The organism is Paenibacillus sp. FSL H7-0442, from assembly GCF_038593105.1.
Taxonomy (GTDB): Bacteria; Bacillota; Bacilli; order Paenibacillales; family Paenibacillaceae; genus Paenibacillus; species Paenibacillus polymyxa_D.
In genome coordinates this window covers 4,583,010-4,599,697 of record NZ_CP151963.1, presented here as the reverse complement: position 1 = coordinate 4,599,697, position 16,688 = coordinate 4,583,010, and the positions used below count along the sequence as shown (strand labels likewise).

Here is a 16,688-nt window from a genome sequence, read left to right as displayed (position 1 = left end):
AGGAGGCGTAAGCATGATACGCAAGCTACTGGGTGAGCCGCCGCGTGTGAACAAGGGCATCCTGCTAGATGCCATGAATAGCATGTCAGATATGTTGAACCTGCTGGAACGGCAAATTCAGGCTGGTGGAGATCCGACCCACGATTTTCGGAAGGCGGATATTTTGACACGCGGTCTAATGTCATCTCTGGATGAACTGGAGCAGAGCCATCATGCTGCCGCCTTTTTCCGTATGAAAGTGAAAGCCGGATATGCTGAAGATATGAGTGAGGATGAAAAATCCGACTATGCATTGTATGTTTTCTTTTATAAAGATGGGTTTGTGAGGGTATTTTCCATTCTGGATAAGCTGGGCAACTGGCTGAATGATCTGTATGATTTAAAAACAGGACAGTATAAGGCGCATTATTCGTATTTTACCGTGTTGCGGCAGCTCAAGTATCTCAAAATGCATCCTGTATTGACCGATAATTTATATGATATCAAGGATACATACAACGATGCGATCAATCGGCTGCGTAAGCGGCGAAATACGGAGATACACTATATGAATACAGAAATGCAGGATGATCTCTGGCAACGACACCGAGCTTTGTATGGAAAAATCCAACTGGAGGACCTTGATCACCATTTGGAAGATTTGCAGCAGGGCTTGGAAATGGTGTGTCGGTCGTTGTCAATCGCCTTTACTTATACTGCGAAACAATGGAAGAACCGGGCAGTACGCCCAAAAATATGATAGAAAATATCCTTTGACAAAGCAATGTAAACTATCTATACTGAAACCTAGTTTCAGAAAAATGCTTGAATTATGTTTTTTTATATAAACTTAACGGACAGCTAAAGCTGGAGTTTAACATATTTTTCTTATCCAGAGAGGTGGAGGGACTGGCCCGATGAAGCCCGGCAACCCGTTTTTTCCCGGTGTAATACACTGGGAGGGAACATGATGGTGCTAATTCCTACAAAACCGCTAGAGTTATAGCGATTTTGGCAGATGAGAAAAGGATCGCAAGGTGGGGCCCTTTTCATTCTGTGAAAGGGGCTCTTTTTTGTATAAATAAATAGCGATTTTATACAATCCTGAGAGATGACAACTGGTAAAAAGGGTAAGGAAGAAGTGAAGGGGGTCGCAGCACGTTGATAGAGCTTAAGCAGTTAACCAAGCATTATGGCAAAGGCAACCGACGCGTAAATGCGCTGTCTGGGTTGAATCTTTCTATAAAGCGTGGAGAAATATTCGGAGTGATTGGTCACTCCGGGGCAGGGAAAAGTACATTGATCCGCTGTATTAATTTATTGGAACGCCCTACTTCAGGTGAAGTATGGGTAGACGGGGTAAACCTCACTACTGTGAGTCAATCCCAGTTACAAATGCAGCGCCGAAAAATCGGAATGATTTTTCAGCATTTTAATTTGTTGTCTTCGGCGACGGTATATGACAATATTGCATTTCCGTTGCGGCTGGTAAACACGCCCAAGCAGAAGTTGGACCAGAAGGTCCGTGAACTGCTGGAACTGGTGGGTCTCGAAGAGCACAGTGGAAAATATCCGTCACAGCTCTCAGGTGGACAGAAACAGCGGGTAGGAATTGCGCGGGCGTTGGCTAGTGATCCTCATGTATTGCTGTGTGACGAAGCGACTTCTGCGCTTGATCCGCAGACGACGGGGTCTATCCTGAAATTGCTGCTGGATATTAATCAGCGATTTAATTTAACCATCGTGCTGATTACACATGAAATGCATGTCATTCAAAGCATCTGTGATAAAGTTGGCGTCATTCATCAGGGTGACATCGTGGAGCAAGGTCCGGTGGCGGAAGTATTTTTGAAGCCACAGCACCAGGTAACCAAGGACTTTATCCAGCGGGAGTCAGAACATCCCGAGGAGTTGCAAGCAGCGATTGCGGCAGCAGGTGAGGGCGAGTCGGCACAGGTGGTGCGTATCTCCTTTTTGGGCAGCAAAACATATGATGCGATTCTGTCGCGTACGGCTCGAAGCACTGGGGTTGATTTTGCGATCTTGCAGGGAACCATATCTACGATTAAAAATGTACCCTATGGTCAGCTAATCGTTCGTTTTGAAGGAAATCATGAGGATATAGAGCATACGCTGCGCGAAGTGTCTGGGCAAGGACTTGATGTGGAGGTGATCGGACAATGAGCGAACTTGATTTTTCACAAGTGAGTTGGGAAGAGCTAGGGAATTCTACGCTGGAAACCCTTCAGATGCTCGGTGCATCCGCATTGTTCACCCTCATTATTGGTTTGCCGCTCGGCATATTATTGTTTCTGGCGAGCCGCTCCTCGTTGACTCTGATGAAGGTGATATACATTGTATTATCATTCATCGTTAACATTTTACGTTCCGTGCCATTTATCATTTTGATCGTTGCACTTATTCCTTTTACACGATCGCTGGTAGGTACCTCGACCGGGGTGTTGGGAACCATCCCACCATTGGTTATAGGGGCTGCCCCATTCTTCGCACGTCTTGTCGAAACGTCTCTGCGTGAAGTGGACAAGGGTGTCATTGAAGCCGCACAAGCAATGGGGGCCTCGACAGGACAAATTATCCGGCGTGTGCTGTTACGTGAGGCACTTCCGGGACTGCTAGCCGCATTAACCATTACCGTCGTTACACTCGTATCCTACACGGCAATGTCCGGGATGATCGGGGGCGGTGGACTGGGTACACTGGCTATCAACTACGGCTATTATCGTTATGAAACGGCTGTAATGATCGTTGCGGTCGTGCTGATGGTCGTATTGGTTCAATTGCTGCAAATGGCGGGAGACCGTCTCGTGCGGCATTATACTCGAAAATAGGGAAAACATATAGATATCCTTATTGATCAGGACGTCTGCTCCTGAATATTACAAATTATTGGAGGGGTAATAACATGAAGAAATGGGTATTGGCTGTATTAAGCTTGACATTAATTGCGGTGCTGGCTGCTTGCGGCACAAAGAGCACAACATCGGATACAAACAATGCGGCCGAAAATACAGGCGGATCACCACGTGAAGTGGAGCTGAAAGTTGGAGCTTCTCCTGTGCCGCATGCGGAAATTTTGGAAGCAATCAAACCTCAGTTGGAAAAAGAAGGGGTTCGTCTCCAAGTCGTTCAGTTTAACGACTATGTACAGCCGAACGTTCAATTGTTTGACAAGCAGTTGGATGCTAACTTCTATCAACATGTACCTTACTTGAATGTTATGAACAAAGAGCGCAAAATGAATTTGGTTTCTGTGGGCGCGGTTCACCTGGAGCCTTTCGGCATCTACTCCCAAAAATATAAAAAGCTTGATGAACTCCCAGATGGCGCAACGGTAGCCATTCCGAACGATGCAACAAACGGAGGCCGTGCATTGTTGTTGTTGGAAAAACAAGGTCTGATCAAGCTGAAAGACGCAAGCAACATTGAAGCTACCGTAAAAGATATTACTGAAAATAAGAAAAACCTGAAATTCAAGGAGCTGGAAGCGGCTATGCTGCCACGTCAGTTGCCTGAAGTGGACATTGCGTTGATCAACACGAACTACGCTCTGGAAGCTAAGCTGAACCCTACGAAGGATGCACTGGCACTGGAAGATAAAGATTCTCCATATGCTAACGTTCTGGTAGCTCGTCCTGATAATAAAGATTCTGAAGCGATTCAGAAGCTGCTTAAAGCTTTGCAATCCCCAGAAACTAAAAAATTCATTGAAGATAAATACCAAGGCGCAATTATCCCGGCATTTTAAGTAGGGAACGAGAACGCATTGCACGCAAAACCCCAGATTCTCTTGAACAAGAGGACTGGGGTTTCTTTTGGATAGAGTTGTAGGGGAAGCTTAAATATTTTATACTTGGGGGTGACCGTTCTCTGTGAACAGGAGGAAAATTGTTGAGAGATAAAGTCGCATTCATAACGGGTAGTGCCAAAGGTTTAGGTAAAACGACCGCTCTGCGTCTGGCGGATGAAGGCTGTAATATTGCGCTGAATTATGTGCATAGCCAAGCAGAAGCCGAAGCGCTTAAGCTGGTGATTGAGTCTAAGGGAGTACGCTGCCTGTCTTTACAAGGGGATATCTCTGTTCAGAAAGATATCACGAGGCTGATTGGTGAAGTCCAGGATCGGCTAGGCGGAGTCGATATTATGGTGAACAATGCTGGACCGTTCATCCGGGAACGCCGCTTGTTTGCGGATTACAGTGTAGCTGAGATTCATACCATGATACAAGGGAATCTGGTCGGTACCATGTTGCTGGACCATTTGGTATTGCCTCACATGCGTAGCCAGCAATGGGGACGTATTATTCATTTTGGCTTTGGTCATGCTGGAGAAGCGAGGGCTTGGCCGCATCGCGCCGTCTACGCAGCCGCCAAGGTGGGGCTGGTGTCTTTTACGAAGTCACTGGCTGTGGAGGAGGCTCCTTATGGCATCACGGTCAATATGATCTGTCCAGGGGATATTCGAGGAGCAAATAAGGAAATGTCAATCGCCGATGTCATCGGCATGCAGGATAAAGAGACACCGCGTGGGCGTCCGGGGAGCGGGGAGGACATTGCGCGAGTGATCGCCTATTTATGTGAGGAGCATTCGGATTTTATAACAGGCAATATTATGGATGTATCGGGAGGATTGGACCCCATTCGGCCAACCATATAAGCTTGAGTGATCCCTCAGACGCTGTAACACAAAAAAGAGTCTTGAGCTTCGTTACCGAAGTCAAGACTCTCATGATCTTATGCATCAAGCATTAAAATACTTGTACCACTTCTTGGACGCCGTCGACTTCTTCGAGAAGAGCGCGTTCAATCCCTGCTTTCAGCGTGATTGTGGAACTTGGGCAACTGCCGCAAGCACCTACCAGCTTCAGCTTAACGATGCCGTCTTCAACGTCAACCAGCTCAACGTCGCCGCCATCGCGTTGCAGGAACGGACGGAGCTTATCCAGTACATCTGCTACTTCATCATACATTTGAACGCTTTGTGTTTCGCTCATTAGAATTCAACTCCTTTCCTATACCTTTATTATTATATTACAAAGCGGGCCAAATTAAAATGCCCGTCATCCAAAGCAGGTGAAAAAATGTTAAGACCTATTATTGAGTTTTGCACCAGTAATATGCATTGGGGCACTGACGAAATCATGTCCAAGCTGGAACAGAATCCAGATTATGATGTGATTGAATACGGCTGCCTAAGCAATTGCGGTCAGTGTAACGCGGAACCCTATGCGATGGTCAATGGTGAGATTGTATCCGCAGATTCAGCAGAGCTTCTGTACGAAGTGATTATGAACAAAATTAAGGAAGCTGAAGCATGGGATAACCTAGACTTGGATTGAAATATAATGCTCTGTTAGCCCATATACGCAATAAACAAAGAAGACCTGCTCTGGGAGCGGGTCTTCTTTGTTTGTTTAGCATGATCAGCCAAAATGGCGTTTGGACTTCCAGAGCACACCGCTTTTAAGCAGGCGTGGTACACGGCCGCGCAATGAAGTGCTGCCCATAAAGCCATAGCCGAACCCGGCCTTCTTGCCAAGTGCGCCTAATGTACCGCGCAGCTTTAAAGGATGCGGGTGAGGCGTTTGACCTTTCCATAGATCACGTACAATATGTGCGATTTGTTCCCCTTGCACCTCTGCTGCCTGAGCGCTTGGAGAGTAGGGAAGGCTCGCACAGTCTCCGACCACATATACCTCTGGATGATCTGGTATTTGGTAGTAATCGTTGAGCACGATACGACCCTGAGGGTCTTTAGGGACAGCTAAATCCTGCACGATTTTTACTGGCTGAATCCCGGCCGTCCATACCACTGCATCCGTTACAATTTGCTCGTCACGGTTATAAATAGCCCCCGGCTCAATACGAGAAACCGCAACATGGTTCAGGGCATTAACCTGATGCTCCTTGAACCAAGCATGTACATAGGCAGACAAACGTTGCGGGAATGCTGACAGCACCCGCTCGCCCCGATCCATAATGGTAATATTCAAATCCGTGCGGCTTTCACGTAACTCCGCTGCAATCTCAACACCGCTAAGACCGCCGCCTACAATATGGACATGTCCATATGGCTTGATTTCGTTCAAGCGCAGATAGGTTTGGCGGGTATGGTTAAACGACTGGATCGTACAGCTGTGTTCTTCAGCCCCCGGTGTATTGTGAAAGCGGTCGGTACAACCCAACGCAATGACAAGCTGATCATAGGGCAAGGGTTCACCGTCTTGAAAATGGACCATTTTATTCTCCAGATCCATCGAGGTGACCTCTCCATATTTGCGAATAAGGCGTTGTTCATCTGGAAAATGTACGCGCAAATCAAAATCAGAAACCGTACCTGCCGCGAGGGCATAGTATTCTGTTTTCAACCCCTGAAAGGGCATTCGATCCACTAAAATAACTTGAACATCGTCGGGAATGTGTTTATCCAGCAATTCTTTGGCAATGGTAAGGCCGCCATAGCCGCCCCCCAGAATAACGAAATTTTTCATCAAAATCCGCCTTCCTTTCGCTACCGTGTCCCCGGCAAATGGTCTGGTGTCTCGTTGATCTAACACAAGTTTATATTGTTATAAATCCCGAGAATCGGGCCTGCCTGTGGCAGGCAGACCAGCGTATTCCGGGGCAGCAAGATGCTGCATGGTGTGAGTAATGGGGATGAAATGCTCGCGGGAATCTGAATCCGATATTACATTTATTCGAAAACTTCGATTTCGTTATAGAAGGTGTCCCGTTCTACAGGTATGCGTCCTGCACCTTTGACCAGCCAGATCAGCTCTTTACGGGTCAATCCGGCAGGGGTTAACGCACCTGCGGCATGGCTGATCTGCTCACGCACAATCGTACCATGGACGTCTGATGCGCCAAAGGTGAGAGCGACCTGCGTCAATTGCGGGCCAATATTAATGAAGTAAGCTTTGACATGGTCGATATTGTCCAGCATCAGGCGGCTGATCGCAATGGTTTTGAGATCCTCGTAAGCGGAGTTACGGCGCATGATGTTGGCGTTTTTGCTTTTCGGCTGCATGGACAATGGAATAAATACCATAAATCCGTTCGTTTCGTCCTGCAATTCACGAATTTGCAACATATGTTCAATACGATCCTGATACGATTCGACCGAACCGTACAGCATGGTCGTATGAGTTTTCATGCCGAGATTGTGGGCCGTGCGATGTACTTCGAGATAGCGGTCCACGTTGGCTTTCGTAACACGCATCTTCTTCCGATATTCATCGGACAAGATTTCCGCGCCACCACCAGTTAGGGATTGAAGTCCAGCCTTTTGCAGCTCTTGAAGCACTTCTTTAATACTCAAGCCGCTTATGCGTGTGAAAAAGTCAATTTCCGCTGCAGTATAAGCTTTCAATGTAACGTGGGGATACTTTTCATTCAACGCCTTCAAAGAGTCTACATAGTATTGGAAAGGCACATGATTATTATGACCACCAACGATATGAAATTCTCTTACCCCCGGATGGATGTGTTGCTCAACATAATCAATCATTTCCTGCCCGGACAAAGTATAAGAGCCGTCCTCCCCCTGATCCTTGCGGAAATTGCAGAACGCGCAGCGCGCTTCGCATACATTGGTGAAGTACAGGCTCATGTTTTCGATAAAATAAACCTTTTTTCCGTTCTTGCGTAAATTGGCTTCGTTAGCCAACTGACCCAGTGTGAGGATATCGTCAGTTTCATACAAATATATACCATCTTCAAGGTTCAAACGAATCCCGTTCTGTACCTTTTCTACAATTTCCGCCATTCTGCGGTCTGTAAAAGGTGTAACTAATGTGGACATGCCTATTCCTCCTTCAAGTTGCTCTGTGCGAGGCTGTCCGCCAAATCAGCGGCATAAGCGCTTGGTGCGCACAGGATGTCCCGTTCCGTCGGTAAGAATCCGGCAGCGCGGATATACGATATGTGAAAAATGTTACAATGCCAGGCTACAATGATGAATATCTCAAAATATCGCCTTTGAAATGACAAATTTCCGACAGTTTCTTTTACACACTCTTCACCTATTATAAACCTCACACCACCGGTGTTCAATACAAACGAATAGAAAAACAGGTCTTGAAGCCTGTAAGGGAAGGACATTCCATGACTTGAGCACCTGCAAATAGTGGAGTATACTGAAGGAGAACATGAAGTAAAAGAGGAGGATGGAGCTATGATTAACATCACCGATTCCGCTGCTGAGCGTTTGAAAGATATGCTGGAGCAGCAGGAAACGCCGAATATGTTTTTACGTCTGGGTGTTACGCCAGGTGGATGTACCGGATTCTCGTATGCAATGGGCTTTGACGACAACGAGACGGATCAGGATATATATATGAACGTACAGGATATGAAGATTGTAGTGGAAAAGGAAAGCATCCGCTACCTGGACGGTCTGGAAATCGACTTTGAAGAGTCTGGAATGTCAGGCGGCTTCACGATTCATAACCCGAATGCCGTAGCTACATGCGGCTGCGGTTCAAGCTTCCGTACAGCTACAGATGCCGGGAAACCGAACGAAGAGCCTTGTTAAGGTAGTTTAAAAGGGTACAATGAAATGAATTGTCTGCAAACCTGCATGATGGGGTGTTAACAATTCGAAAATGTAAATCAAGACCTCCAGAACGGTATAGTCACGTACTATATTCGTCCTGGAGGTCTTTTTTAATATGTAGAGATTACTTACTTAGGATCATTATCACTACGTGTGGATTGGACAAATTTACTCAGGGCATTAAAAAAGGCAAATGCAACTGTAAAAAGCAAAAGAGCTACGGGTTTAATTTCAATCTTAGAAAAAACACTATATAAAACTAAAAATGCAAAAAAGAGTACTGAGCTATTTACGTTTTGTTTTGTATAAATAGATTTTATAAAATTCATTGTATCACTCTCCAATTTGATTATAAGAATTCAAAACATATAGTATAAGTACCTCATTAACAAAATAGAAGTTAACTTGGTATATATACCATATTGCGAATGTATTTAATGAACGACTTCTTATACATAAATTACAGTATTGCATACAAACATTCAGGACTTATCAAATAAAAAATTCACATTATTTTAATTAGAGTTTTACTTCACTAGAATTTCAGTATAGGAACTTACAATTTGAATTCTGAGGGAGTGAAAGAATATATGAGCAATCCAGTTAGTTTAAAAATGGCTACCATGACATATGGACTTGATGATGATCCTCATATGTATGAATTATTTGAGGGAGTTCTGTATGATCGTAGTTATTTCTTTTATCTTGAACATGGGATACTGTGTCTGCGACATGTAAGAAAGGTAGAACAACCGGACCATCCACATCTTTATGTGGATGGGGAAAGTGGGGGCCTCCAACTAGCGAAGAATGTACAGCGTGGGATTATGGAAGTCGTTACAGAACTGATCGAGCGTTTGCGTAGTAAGGATGGATTGACGTTTTTACTGGACGAACTGCTATGGCTACATGGTCGAAGTCATATTGAACTTAACCTCGTAAAAAATAAAGGATGATATATTTCTGTTGGAAACTAGCTGATTTGTAACCTTCCTGCACGGAGTTGGCACTTAAGACTAAGAACACGAAAGAAAAGAGGCTAGGGACGTATGAGGGAGTGGGTTGAAAAGGCACGGCAAGGGGATGCAGAAGCGTTCGGGCAGCTGATGCTGCATTTTCGCGGGATGGCCTATGCGGTGTCCTATGACATGCTGAAGGATGTCCATCTCGCGGAAGATGCCGTGCAGGATGCGTTCATAGAGGCTTATCAGAATCTGGAGAAGCTGCAGACCCCGTCTGCTTTTCCAGGCTGGTTCAAGACCATTGTGGTAAGACAGTGCCAGCGAATGCTGCGGCGCAAGCATCATTCGGTGCTTCCTCTGGATGAGGCTGTGCAGATATCGGGAGGAGTACCGGGTGTAGCAGAAATTGCGGAGCGTAGGGAGGAGAGCCAAGTTCTGCAACAATCGGTGAAGGCACTGTCTGCCAAGCTGCGCGTGCCTCTGCGGCTGTTTTATTTTTACGGCTATTCTCTTCAGGAAATTTCCGATTATCTGGGCACTCCGGTCCCGACGCTTAAGAAGCGGTTGCACGATGCTCGCCGAAAGCTGAAAGGTACACTCCCGGTAGCTGATCTCGTTTCTGTGTTCAATCATTTGTATGAGGGAGGGCAAAACATGCTACATATTGTTAACGGTGATGTTGTAGGCGAGATGTTGAAGCAGGGTGTTGTACAGGGTGATGTGCTTGTATGGAGAGAGGTATATCCGGCAGGACCGATATTTTTAAATCCAGCGGGGGCGGAAGAACGGGCATTGCGGGCCAGGGTCCTAGAAGAATCGATGGGTATTCCGACCAGCGAATATATTATGGGTTGTGAGGAACAGGAGCAGAAACTTCGTGAGTTTATTAAGTATGATGAAGTCGTATTGTGGTTTGAGCATGACCTGTTTGATCAGAGCATGCTCGCCTATCTGCTCCACTGGTTCAAAAGACAGAAACTGGGCCGCACGAAGCTGAGCTTGCTCTGCATTGGGGAGTTTCCGGGAATCGAACGCTTTCATGGCTTGGGACAGCTCACTCCGGCACAGCTTCAGACATTATCTGGGACCTGGCGGACTATTGGGCGGCAAGAAATGGAACTCGGAAGCGAGCTTTGGAAGGCGTATGCTTCTCCTGATCCTGTTCAAATGGCTAATCTGCTGGAAGACAAGAAGGCAGAATTGGCAGCATCCGGCCTGCCTTTTGCCTATGAAGCTTTCACAGCGCATCTCAAGCGGCTGCCCTCGGAGCAGAATGGTCTTGGCATTGTGGAACAGACCACGCTTCAGGCCGTTCATAATGGAGTGAATACGGCATTGGAATTGTTTCGTCAGGTAACTGACGTTCTGCATGTGCTTGGCATGGGGGATCTCGAATACTGGAAATTTATTCGTGCTTTGGCGCAAGGCGAACATCCTTTGCTGATGATTGACGGGGATGAGGCTGGCTTGGATTTCAGACAAATTCCGGATTTTCTGAACCGAAAGGTAATTCTGACAGAGTTGGGTAAAGAGGTACTGAATGGATCAGCGGACCGCATTGCAGTTCAAGGGATCGATGAGTGGTTTGGGGGGCTGCATCTCCATGGACATGAGGTTTCTTGGCGCTGGGATGATGTAGCTGGAGGTTTGATCCGACATTGAAGGATAGCTATCATCAGTATATTCTCCTAATGTTAGGAACCGACATGGGCAGATGCGCATATACTTTCTAAAAACTAACATTAGGAGGAATAAACTTGTATCAAGTACCTTCTTACTGGGGAAATTCATACTATATGCGGGCCGATTTTGTACCGATCTGGAACACAGGATTTCCGAAAGCAGTACAAATGATAAAGGAAGCGGTACAAGGGGAGCGTAACGATGAGTTGTTCTACGATGAATTGATCAATTTGGCACCCTCACAAGAGCAGGTGGCTATTATTGAAAGCATCCGTAATGATGAGCGCGGTCACAATAAAATGTTCAGAGAGATGTATCGGGCTTTGACAGGACAGGAAATTGCAGGCATCAGTAGTGAGCAATATGAGAGGGTGCAATCTTATACAGAAGGTCTACAGCGCGCCTTGATGGGAGAGTTGGGTGCGGTGGAACGATATCGCAACATCTGGTTTGGTTTGCCTGCCGGTATCTATAAGGACACGGTGTACGGTATCATTTTGGATGAGCTTAAGCACGCTGCCAAATACAATTATCTGATTACGTTGAATCTCAGGTAACTATTGACCGAAAGTCAATACTACTCCACATCAATTGGATGCTGGATTTTATCCTTATATTCATCCACATAGAGTTGGCCGTTGCTGCCTTTAACGGCATAGAATACGTCCTCTAACTTTTTGTCGCGGGCCTTCAGTTGAGACAGCAGCCATGATTCGGGAATATGATTGGAGTTTAAATTGCCATGCAAAAGCTGTCCGTCGATTACAAGCTCAATTGGGAACTGTGTGGCATTACCTGCATTCAACTGCAGGTCTTTTAATGTCACGGCTTGCAGTTCCTTTTTCTTTTGAACAGATAGTTTTCCGTTAATCTCAAGGAGGGCGTACTGCACTTCTTCTATATTAAAAATTTCTTTCTGGCGAAGTTGTTGGTTTAAAGAATCCAATGTCATATTATTTTTTTTTAGGTTATCTTCGAGAATGAACCCTCCTTCTATGAGAACGGTGGGTGCTCCCTCTGTCCACATCTTAAAGTTTCTGAATTTCAAAAAAAACTTGGATAAAACATAAGAAGTAATTGTAAAAACAGACAGGGCTATTAATAGGTGGACAACTTCTATTTTTTGGTTAAATGCAAAATTAGCAGCCATAGCTCCTAATATAACTGCCGTTACGAATTCGTGAAAGTTCATATTGGAAAGGGTTTGCTTCCCCAATATTCTCCCAATTAGCATGAGGATAACGAATGCAGAAAAACTTCTGATCAAAATAACGAGATGATCCATGCAAAACCCTCCTAGTTTGAAAATTGCAGGTATTCAGCATATAGGTTACCCGCTGGGATGGGATAATATACCAGTGTAATTAATGCATTATATGTGATGTATAAGCTTATAGGTTAGAAATTTAGCTATTTGGTCGAATGATTTGATTTCTCTGCATATGAATAGACCTCCTTATGTTCATAATCCAATGCTTCTACTGCTTCATATCCGTAAACAGCTCCTGCGCAGTACGCACAAATAACTGTACAGCCAGAGAAGCATTGTGCAGGGATGGTACAGCGATACCGATTTGACGTGTGATCAGAGGTGAAGTCTCCTTGACGGTCAGATCATGGGGGAACGTGGACAAGGCGAGTGAAGAAACAATGCCCATACCCAGTCCTTGTCGAACCATGCTGACCAAGGTGCTGACATTGTGAGTAATGAATTGTGCCTGCAACTGACTTTGTTCGCGTTCAAACCCTTCCATAATGGCGACCTCATGTCCACCTTTACAAAAGATCATATCCTGCTCATTCAAGTCACGGATGGCAATTTTATTGTGTGATTGTAGAGGGTGACCGTCTGGCAGGAGAATAACCATGTCATCCTGACATAATGGGATGATATCTACCTGAGGGTCTGGTAACAGGATGATACCGACTTCGATTTCTCTGGTATGCACCCACTCCTTGACTTCATTCGTGGAGCCTTCATGTAGATCGAAAACAAGGTTCGGATAATGCTGACGAATATGATGAATAATCGGGGGCAGAAAATAGGCTGAGGCAGAAGGAAAGGCACCGATCGTGATCGTGCCCACGTCTAAACCTTTTTCAGCAGCCACCTGCTGCTGTACCTTTTCCATGCTTTGCAGCATCATACGGAATTGCAGCAGTACCTTGTGCCCGATATTTGTCAGCAGCACTCCTTTTTTTCGGTCGCGCAGCAATAGCTGGACACCCAGCTCGTTTTCGATGCTGGCGATGGCATGGCTGACCGCGGGCTGCGTCATATGCAGCTCATGGGCAGTTTGGGTGAAGTTTAGCGTTTCAGCTACACGAACGAAGATCATAATCTGAGTAATGGTCATAAGTGAAAAGTTATCTCCCTTATTGAAAACATTCATTTTATTTATTAGTGACCACAGTATACGCTAGTAAAGCAAAACTTTGCAAACGGCTATTCAGATTTTAGTCGGTAGCAATGAGCGATGAAAAATCTAAGGGAGAGAAGACATCTATGAAAAAATTAACACCTAAAGCTACGTTGTGGCTTGTCTTGATATTAGTGATGGTATGGGGGATCAACTGGCCGTTGACCAAGCTGGCTTTGCCAGATACGCCGCCGATATTTTTTTCAGGAATCCGTACCCTGCTGGGTGGTGTGATTCTGCTATTGTTCGCTATACGTCACCGGGAAACCTTGCGTTTTAGACAAAATGCGTGGACTTATCTTGTGCTGTCCATATTTAATATTGCAGGCTACTATGGCTTGCAGACGGTAGGGCTGCGTTATTTGCCTGCTGGGTTATTTTCCACTTTAGTATTCCTTCAGCCGATCCTGTTGGGATTATTCTCCTGGATGTGGTTAGGGGAGCGCATGTTTCCCCTGAAGGTCATTGGACTGGTACTGGGTTTTGGCGGGGTGATCGTGATTAGCTCTGGTGGAATGGCAGGGCATTTATCGGTACTGGGTATTGTGTTGGGGCTAGCTTCAGGATTGTGCTGGGCGCTCGGAACGATTTATATGAAGAAAAAAAGTCAGCAGCTGGACTCCATTTGGGCGGTGACGATGCAGCTCGTATTGGGAGGGATTATACTCAATGGGATTGGATTTACGACCGAGAAATGGAGCGATATTCACTGGACGACCTCCTTTATCGCAATTCTATTGTTTATTTCGATATTCGTGATTGCGATGGGCTGGATAATTTATTTTAAACTGATCGACAATGGAGATGCAGGAACCGTCGGCTCATATACGTTTATGATTCCGGTGTTGTCCACAGTCTTTAGTATGGTAATGCTCAAGGAATCGCTTACTTTGACGTTTGTTGTGGGGCTGGTGCTGATTGCAGGCAGTGTGTATCTGGTAAATACAGCATCTCCTAGAAAACGAAAGAACCGAAACTCCAGGGCTGATGAAACGAATTCCTGTACAAATGCATAGAAATATGGAATTAGGAAAAATATACTAGATTATCAGAGGAGGGAATAGTAAAATATGACTATATAAGTAGAGAGGAAGTTTGGTATGGGAGAATTAAGCAGTCATGCTCAGTCTGTGGAGCCGCAAGCACATTCTGTTCGTAAGCTCGCAGTTGTAGCAACAGTCATTTCAGGAGTAGCTGTACTAGGATGTATAGCCTTGGCGGTGTGGAATTATAATCTGAATACGAAGGTCAATACTTTAACTAGTGCGAACGCTTCACTAAATAAAACAACACAAGCGTTAACGAAGCAACACAACGATACAGAGGCGCTACTGGGACGAGTTAGATTAACAGCTAACCTGTCAGCCATAACGCATATGTTAGAGCAGACATCTGTCGTTACCGATGATTTTGTATTGGAAAAAGTGACTTTTGATGTAACAGAGGATGGCACGTTGAAGGGTGTGCTACTGAATGTGAACAATCAACCTAATCTTGGTTTTGGCGGTGCTTATCAAGGTTATGGTAAATATAATATGTCCTCAGCTGCATTGACGAAGAAGGCGGAGGAAGTCATAAACATAGCTATGAAAGAGTACGGTACATCTGACAAGCTTCCGGTATGGGATAAGAATACGAGGGTGGAAATGACGGTTCAAAATTATCCGCTTGGGAAGCGGGAAGGCGGCACTTTTAAACTCACCGGTCAGCAGTAGGAGGAACCTAATGTATTCCGATGTTGGGTTTTGCAGATGAAGCGGGGGAGTTAAGGAATGGACAGATATACACCTACAGCGAGGGAACGTTGGCAGATGAAACAGAGCGAGCCGCAGCAGCAGGGATGGCTGCTCGCTTTCTTTGGCTGGATTTTTGCAGGTTTGGGGTTCATATTTAGTTTTTTTGTCTTTGGAGGATTGTTGGGTGTCTTAGGTTTGGTTTTTGGAATTTTGACGAAACGAATGGAACAAAGAAACACGCAGGGCATCTTCATTATTGTAATCAGCTCCGTTGCTATTGGCATCGGTCTATTGATTTTTATGATTTTTTTTACGCAAGGTTTTGTAGAGGGTCTGAGAGAAGGGTATAATGAGCATTATTAGGTCAGGGAGGTAACAGCATTGAGCGTCATTATTTCACAGCAAATCTCGGCAACGGGCGTGAAGGAATATACGAAGGTGATGAAAACATTTGATTCTCCGTTTACACCTTTAGTTGGACAGAAGATCAGGGACACGGCATTTGGCGATATGCAATATTACGATGTCGAGGACGTATTTATTGATCTAGCGGAGAATGAATATTGGGTTATTCTACCTGCCGTTTTGCTGCATACTGATGATATTGAGGATATACGAGACGCTGTGCGTGAGTATCGTTCACATGGTTGGGAATGTACGAAACCTCTGTAAATGCATACCACTTAGGCATCTATACGGAAACGTCTTTCTTTTGCGAGATAGGCGTTTTTTTGTGTATTTGTGTAGGGGATATTCCTAATGATTGGCATGAAAAGAAAGAATTTATGCTGAAAATGCGCAAATTTTATCATTTTTTATCATAAAACGACAAGTTGGGAAATGAAAACGGCCTTAATGTGTTATACTTAGTATATCAAAGGACAAGAGTCTAAAACGACCGGTAAGGCCCTTTCTTTGAAGAGCCTCTGAAAGGTTCAACGTTTATCCAAAATAAATGGTCAAAAGGAAAAGGGGAAATGCTAACGTGAGAGTGAATTTGAAATTTACCAACAAAGGGCAAGTTGCAGTTGAGAAGTTCAACAATGAGGAGCTTATCGAAATCTTTACCCGCTACATTAAAACGTTAAGCAAGAAGTATGATATCTCGGTTACCGTACCGGAGGATCTGAATGAGCAGATCTTGGAGGAGGGTACCGTGAAGGTCGTGTTGGATAAGATTAATTGTGACATGGACGCTTTTTTCAAGGAGCTGAGCCGGGATATCAAGGTGCCGCTGGTCAAAAGATTGGGTACCAAACTGGATAACGTATTTAAGACCGAGGTTGTGGAGCAGGAACAGAACTAAGTATAGGGATCAAGCGAGTCGAATGAAGATT

22 protein-coding genes and 1 riboswitch are annotated in these 16,688 nt (G+C 45.1%); of the genes, 15 read left to right on the top strand and 7 right to left on the bottom strand.

Translation table 11 applies throughout. The annotated features are described in order from the left end of the window. The first annotated feature begins 13 nt into the window (after positions 1 to 13). From MHH57_RS20305 to MHH57_RS20285, 5 genes are all read left to right on the top strand, one after another. A complete protein-coding gene (locus MHH57_RS20305) occupies positions 14 to 739 on the top strand; it encodes a Cthe_2314 family HEPN domain-containing protein (RefSeq protein ID WP_029518219.1) in 726 nt (241 codons plus the stop codon). A 125-nt stretch (positions 740 to 864) separates the two neighbouring features. Further along, positions 865 to 1,004, top strand: a riboswitch (SAM riboswitch). Between the two features lie 136 nt (positions 1,005 to 1,140). Then, entirely contained in the window at positions 1,141 to 2,163 is a 1,023-nt protein-coding gene (locus MHH57_RS20300) for an ATP-binding cassette domain-containing protein (protein WP_029518220.1), read from the top strand. After that, positions 2,160 to 2,828, top strand: coding sequence for a methionine ABC transporter permease (locus MHH57_RS20295; protein ID WP_025723588.1), 669 nt, complete (start codon positions 2,160 to 2,162; stop codon positions 2,826 to 2,828). Before MHH57_RS20300 ends, MHH57_RS20295 begins: the two co-directional genes overlap by 4 nt. Before the next feature lie 74 nt (positions 2,829 to 2,902). Continuing rightward, the gene (locus tag MHH57_RS20290) at positions 2,903 to 3,745 is read left to right on the top strand and encodes a MetQ/NlpA family ABC transporter substrate-binding protein (RefSeq protein ID WP_029518221.1); all 843 of its coding nucleotides are present in this window, start codon (positions 2,903 to 2,905) and stop codon (positions 3,743 to 3,745) included. A gap of 143 nt (positions 3,746 to 3,888) precedes the next feature. Further along, on the top strand, positions 3,889 to 4,653 hold the full coding sequence (locus tag MHH57_RS20285; protein ID WP_342434451.1) for an SDR family oxidoreductase: 765 nt from the start codon (positions 3,889 to 3,891) through the stop codon (positions 4,651 to 4,653). 91 nt (positions 4,654 to 4,744) lie between these two features. Here MHH57_RS20285 and MHH57_RS20280 read toward each other — a convergent pair whose 3' ends face one another. Then, on the bottom strand, positions 4,745 to 4,990 hold the full coding sequence (locus MHH57_RS20280) for a NifU family protein (protein WP_013311836.1): 246 nt from the start codon (positions 4,988 to 4,990) through the stop codon (positions 4,745 to 4,747). A gap of 87 nt (positions 4,991 to 5,077) precedes the next feature. Here MHH57_RS20280 and MHH57_RS20275 point away from each other — a divergent pair, with 87 nt between their 5' ends. Continuing rightward, the gene (locus MHH57_RS20275) at positions 5,078 to 5,335 is read left to right on the top strand and encodes a YuzB family protein (protein ID WP_023990179.1); all 258 of its coding nucleotides are present in this window, start codon (positions 5,078 to 5,080) and stop codon (positions 5,333 to 5,335) included. A gap of 84 nt (positions 5,336 to 5,419) precedes the next feature. On the opposite strand, the gene MHH57_RS20270 is transcribed toward MHH57_RS20275, so the two are convergent. The 3 genes from MHH57_RS20270 to MHH57_RS20260 form a co-directional block, all read right to left on the bottom strand. After that, the gene (locus MHH57_RS20270; RefSeq protein WP_029518224.1) at positions 5,420 to 6,487 is read right to left on the bottom strand and encodes an NAD(P)/FAD-dependent oxidoreductase; all 1,068 of its coding nucleotides are present in this window, start codon (positions 6,485 to 6,487) and stop codon (positions 5,420 to 5,422) included. Between the two features lie 203 nt (positions 6,488 to 6,690). Beyond that, positions 6,691 to 7,797 (bottom strand): aminofutalosine synthase MqnE, encoded by a 1,107-nt coding sequence (gene mqnE / locus MHH57_RS20265; protein ID WP_023990177.1) that lies wholly within the window; start codon positions 7,795 to 7,797, stop codon positions 6,691 to 6,693. A 2-nt stretch (positions 7,798 to 7,799) separates the two neighbouring features. Continuing rightward, positions 7,800 to 7,985: a hypothetical protein gene (locus tag MHH57_RS20260; RefSeq protein ID WP_342434450.1), complete on the bottom strand. Its 186-nt coding sequence runs from the start codon at positions 7,983 to 7,985 to the stop codon at positions 7,800 to 7,802. Between the two features lie 184 nt (positions 7,986 to 8,169). Here MHH57_RS20260 and MHH57_RS20255 point away from each other — a divergent pair, with 184 nt between their 5' ends. Next, on the top strand, positions 8,170 to 8,529 hold the full coding sequence (locus MHH57_RS20255) for an iron-sulfur cluster assembly accessory protein (protein ID WP_013311832.1): 360 nt from the start codon (positions 8,170 to 8,172) through the stop codon (positions 8,527 to 8,529). A gap of 149 nt (positions 8,530 to 8,678) precedes the next feature. Here the strand turns inward: MHH57_RS20255 and MHH57_RS20250 are convergent, their stop codons facing one another. Then, positions 8,679 to 8,879, bottom strand: coding sequence for a hypothetical protein (locus tag MHH57_RS20250; protein WP_029518226.1), 201 nt, complete (start codon positions 8,877 to 8,879; stop codon positions 8,679 to 8,681). Between the two features lie 261 nt (positions 8,880 to 9,140). On the opposite strand from MHH57_RS20250, the gene MHH57_RS20245 reads away from it, so the two are divergent. The 3 genes from MHH57_RS20245 (at position 9,141) to MHH57_RS20235 (ending at position 11,752) form a co-directional block, all read left to right on the top strand. Further along, positions 9,141 to 9,506, top strand: a complete 366-nt coding sequence (locus MHH57_RS20245) for a hypothetical protein (protein ID WP_165148504.1) — start codon at positions 9,141 to 9,143, stop codon at positions 9,504 to 9,506. Between the two features lie 93 nt (positions 9,507 to 9,599). Further along, on the top strand, positions 9,600 to 11,174 hold the full coding sequence (locus MHH57_RS20240; protein WP_342434449.1) for a sigma-70 family RNA polymerase sigma factor: 1,575 nt from the start codon (positions 9,600 to 9,602) through the stop codon (positions 11,172 to 11,174). Positions 11,175 to 11,269: 95 nt separating this feature from the next. Beyond that, positions 11,270 to 11,752 carry a ferritin-like domain-containing protein gene (locus MHH57_RS20235; protein ID WP_238437843.1) on the top strand — a complete coding sequence of 161 codons (483 nt, stop codon included), beginning with the start codon at positions 11,270 to 11,272 and terminating at the stop codon, positions 11,750 to 11,752. Positions 11,753 to 11,772: 20 nt separating this feature from the next. On the opposite strand, the gene MHH57_RS20230 is transcribed toward MHH57_RS20235, so the two are convergent. Beyond that, on the bottom strand, positions 11,773 to 12,480 hold the full coding sequence (locus MHH57_RS20230) for a DUF421 domain-containing protein (protein WP_069012613.1): 708 nt from the start codon (positions 12,478 to 12,480) through the stop codon (positions 11,773 to 11,775). A 193-nt stretch (positions 12,481 to 12,673) separates the two neighbouring features. Then, on the bottom strand, positions 12,674 to 13,552 hold the full coding sequence (locus MHH57_RS20225; protein ID WP_029518230.1) for a LysR family transcriptional regulator: 879 nt from the start codon (positions 13,550 to 13,552) through the stop codon (positions 12,674 to 12,676). Positions 13,553 to 13,701: 149 nt separating this feature from the next. Here MHH57_RS20225 and MHH57_RS20220 point away from each other — a divergent pair, with 149 nt between their 5' ends. From MHH57_RS20220 to MHH57_RS20200, 5 genes are all read left to right on the top strand, one after another. Beyond that, complete coding sequence (locus MHH57_RS20220) at positions 13,702 to 14,631, top strand: DMT family transporter (protein ID WP_069012614.1); 930 nt, start codon at positions 13,702 to 13,704, stop codon at positions 14,629 to 14,631. Positions 14,632 to 14,715: 84 nt separating this feature from the next. Beyond that, positions 14,716 to 15,330, top strand: coding sequence for a hypothetical protein (locus MHH57_RS20215; RefSeq protein WP_069012615.1), 615 nt, complete (start codon positions 14,716 to 14,718; stop codon positions 15,328 to 15,330). 57 nt (positions 15,331 to 15,387) lie between these two features. Continuing rightward, positions 15,388 to 15,714 carry a hypothetical protein gene (locus MHH57_RS20210; protein WP_039272696.1) on the top strand — a complete coding sequence of 109 codons (327 nt, stop codon included), beginning with the start codon at positions 15,388 to 15,390 and terminating at the stop codon, positions 15,712 to 15,714. Between the two features lie 18 nt (positions 15,715 to 15,732). Next, positions 15,733 to 16,023 (top strand): hypothetical protein, encoded by a 291-nt coding sequence (locus MHH57_RS20205; RefSeq protein WP_069012616.1) that lies wholly within the window; start codon positions 15,733 to 15,735, stop codon positions 16,021 to 16,023. A gap of 313 nt (positions 16,024 to 16,336) precedes the next feature. After that, positions 16,337 to 16,657, top strand: coding sequence for a hypothetical protein (locus MHH57_RS20200; RefSeq protein WP_023990165.1), 321 nt, complete (start codon positions 16,337 to 16,339; stop codon positions 16,655 to 16,657). The last annotated feature ends 31 nt before the right edge of the window (positions 16,658 to 16,688 follow it).

Coding starts and splice junctions, on each gene's coding strand:
- MHH57_RS20225 (WP_029518230.1), bottom strand. CDS start 13,552: ATGACCATTACTCAGATTATGATCTTCGTTCGTGTAGCTGAAACGCTA.
- MHH57_RS20290 (WP_029518221.1), top strand. CDS start 2,903: ATGAAGAAATGGGTATTGGCTGTATTAAGCTTGACATTAATTGCGGTG.
- MHH57_RS20305 (WP_029518219.1), top strand. CDS start 14: ATGATACGCAAGCTACTGGGTGAGCCGCCGCGTGTGAACAAGGGCATC.
- MHH57_RS20230 (WP_069012613.1), bottom strand. CDS start 12,480: ATGGATCATCTCGTTATTTTGATCAGAAGTTTTTCTGCATTCGTTATC.
- MHH57_RS20280 (WP_013311836.1), bottom strand. CDS start 4,990: ATGAGCGAAACACAAAGCGTTCAAATGTATGATGAAGTAGCAGATGTA.
- MHH57_RS20240 (WP_342434449.1), top strand. CDS start 9,600: ATGAGGGAGTGGGTTGAAAAGGCACGGCAAGGGGATGCAGAAGCGTTC.
- MHH57_RS20270 (WP_029518224.1), bottom strand. CDS start 6,487: ATGAAAAATTTCGTTATTCTGGGGGGCGGCTATGGCGGCCTTACCATT.
- MHH57_RS20215 (WP_069012615.1), top strand. CDS start 14,716: ATGGGAGAATTAAGCAGTCATGCTCAGTCTGTGGAGCCGCAAGCACAT.
- mqnE (WP_023990177.1), bottom strand. CDS start 7,797: ATGTCCACATTAGTTACACCTTTTACAGACCGCAGAATGGCGGAAATT.
- MHH57_RS20275 (WP_023990179.1), top strand. CDS start 5,078: ATGTTAAGACCTATTATTGAGTTTTGCACCAGTAATATGCATTGGGGC.
- MHH57_RS20250 (WP_029518226.1), bottom strand. CDS start 8,879: ATGAATTTTATAAAATCTATTTATACAAAACAAAACGTAAATAGCTCA.
- MHH57_RS20255 (WP_013311832.1), top strand. CDS start 8,170: ATGATTAACATCACCGATTCCGCTGCTGAGCGTTTGAAAGATATGCTG.
- MHH57_RS20210 (WP_039272696.1), top strand. CDS start 15,388: ATGGACAGATATACACCTACAGCGAGGGAACGTTGGCAGATGAAACAG.
- MHH57_RS20220 (WP_069012614.1), top strand. CDS start 13,702: ATGAAAAAATTAACACCTAAAGCTACGTTGTGGCTTGTCTTGATATTA.
- MHH57_RS20295 (WP_025723588.1), top strand. CDS start 2,160: ATGAGCGAACTTGATTTTTCACAAGTGAGTTGGGAAGAGCTAGGGAAT.
- MHH57_RS20245 (WP_165148504.1), top strand. CDS start 9,141: ATGAGCAATCCAGTTAGTTTAAAAATGGCTACCATGACATATGGACTT.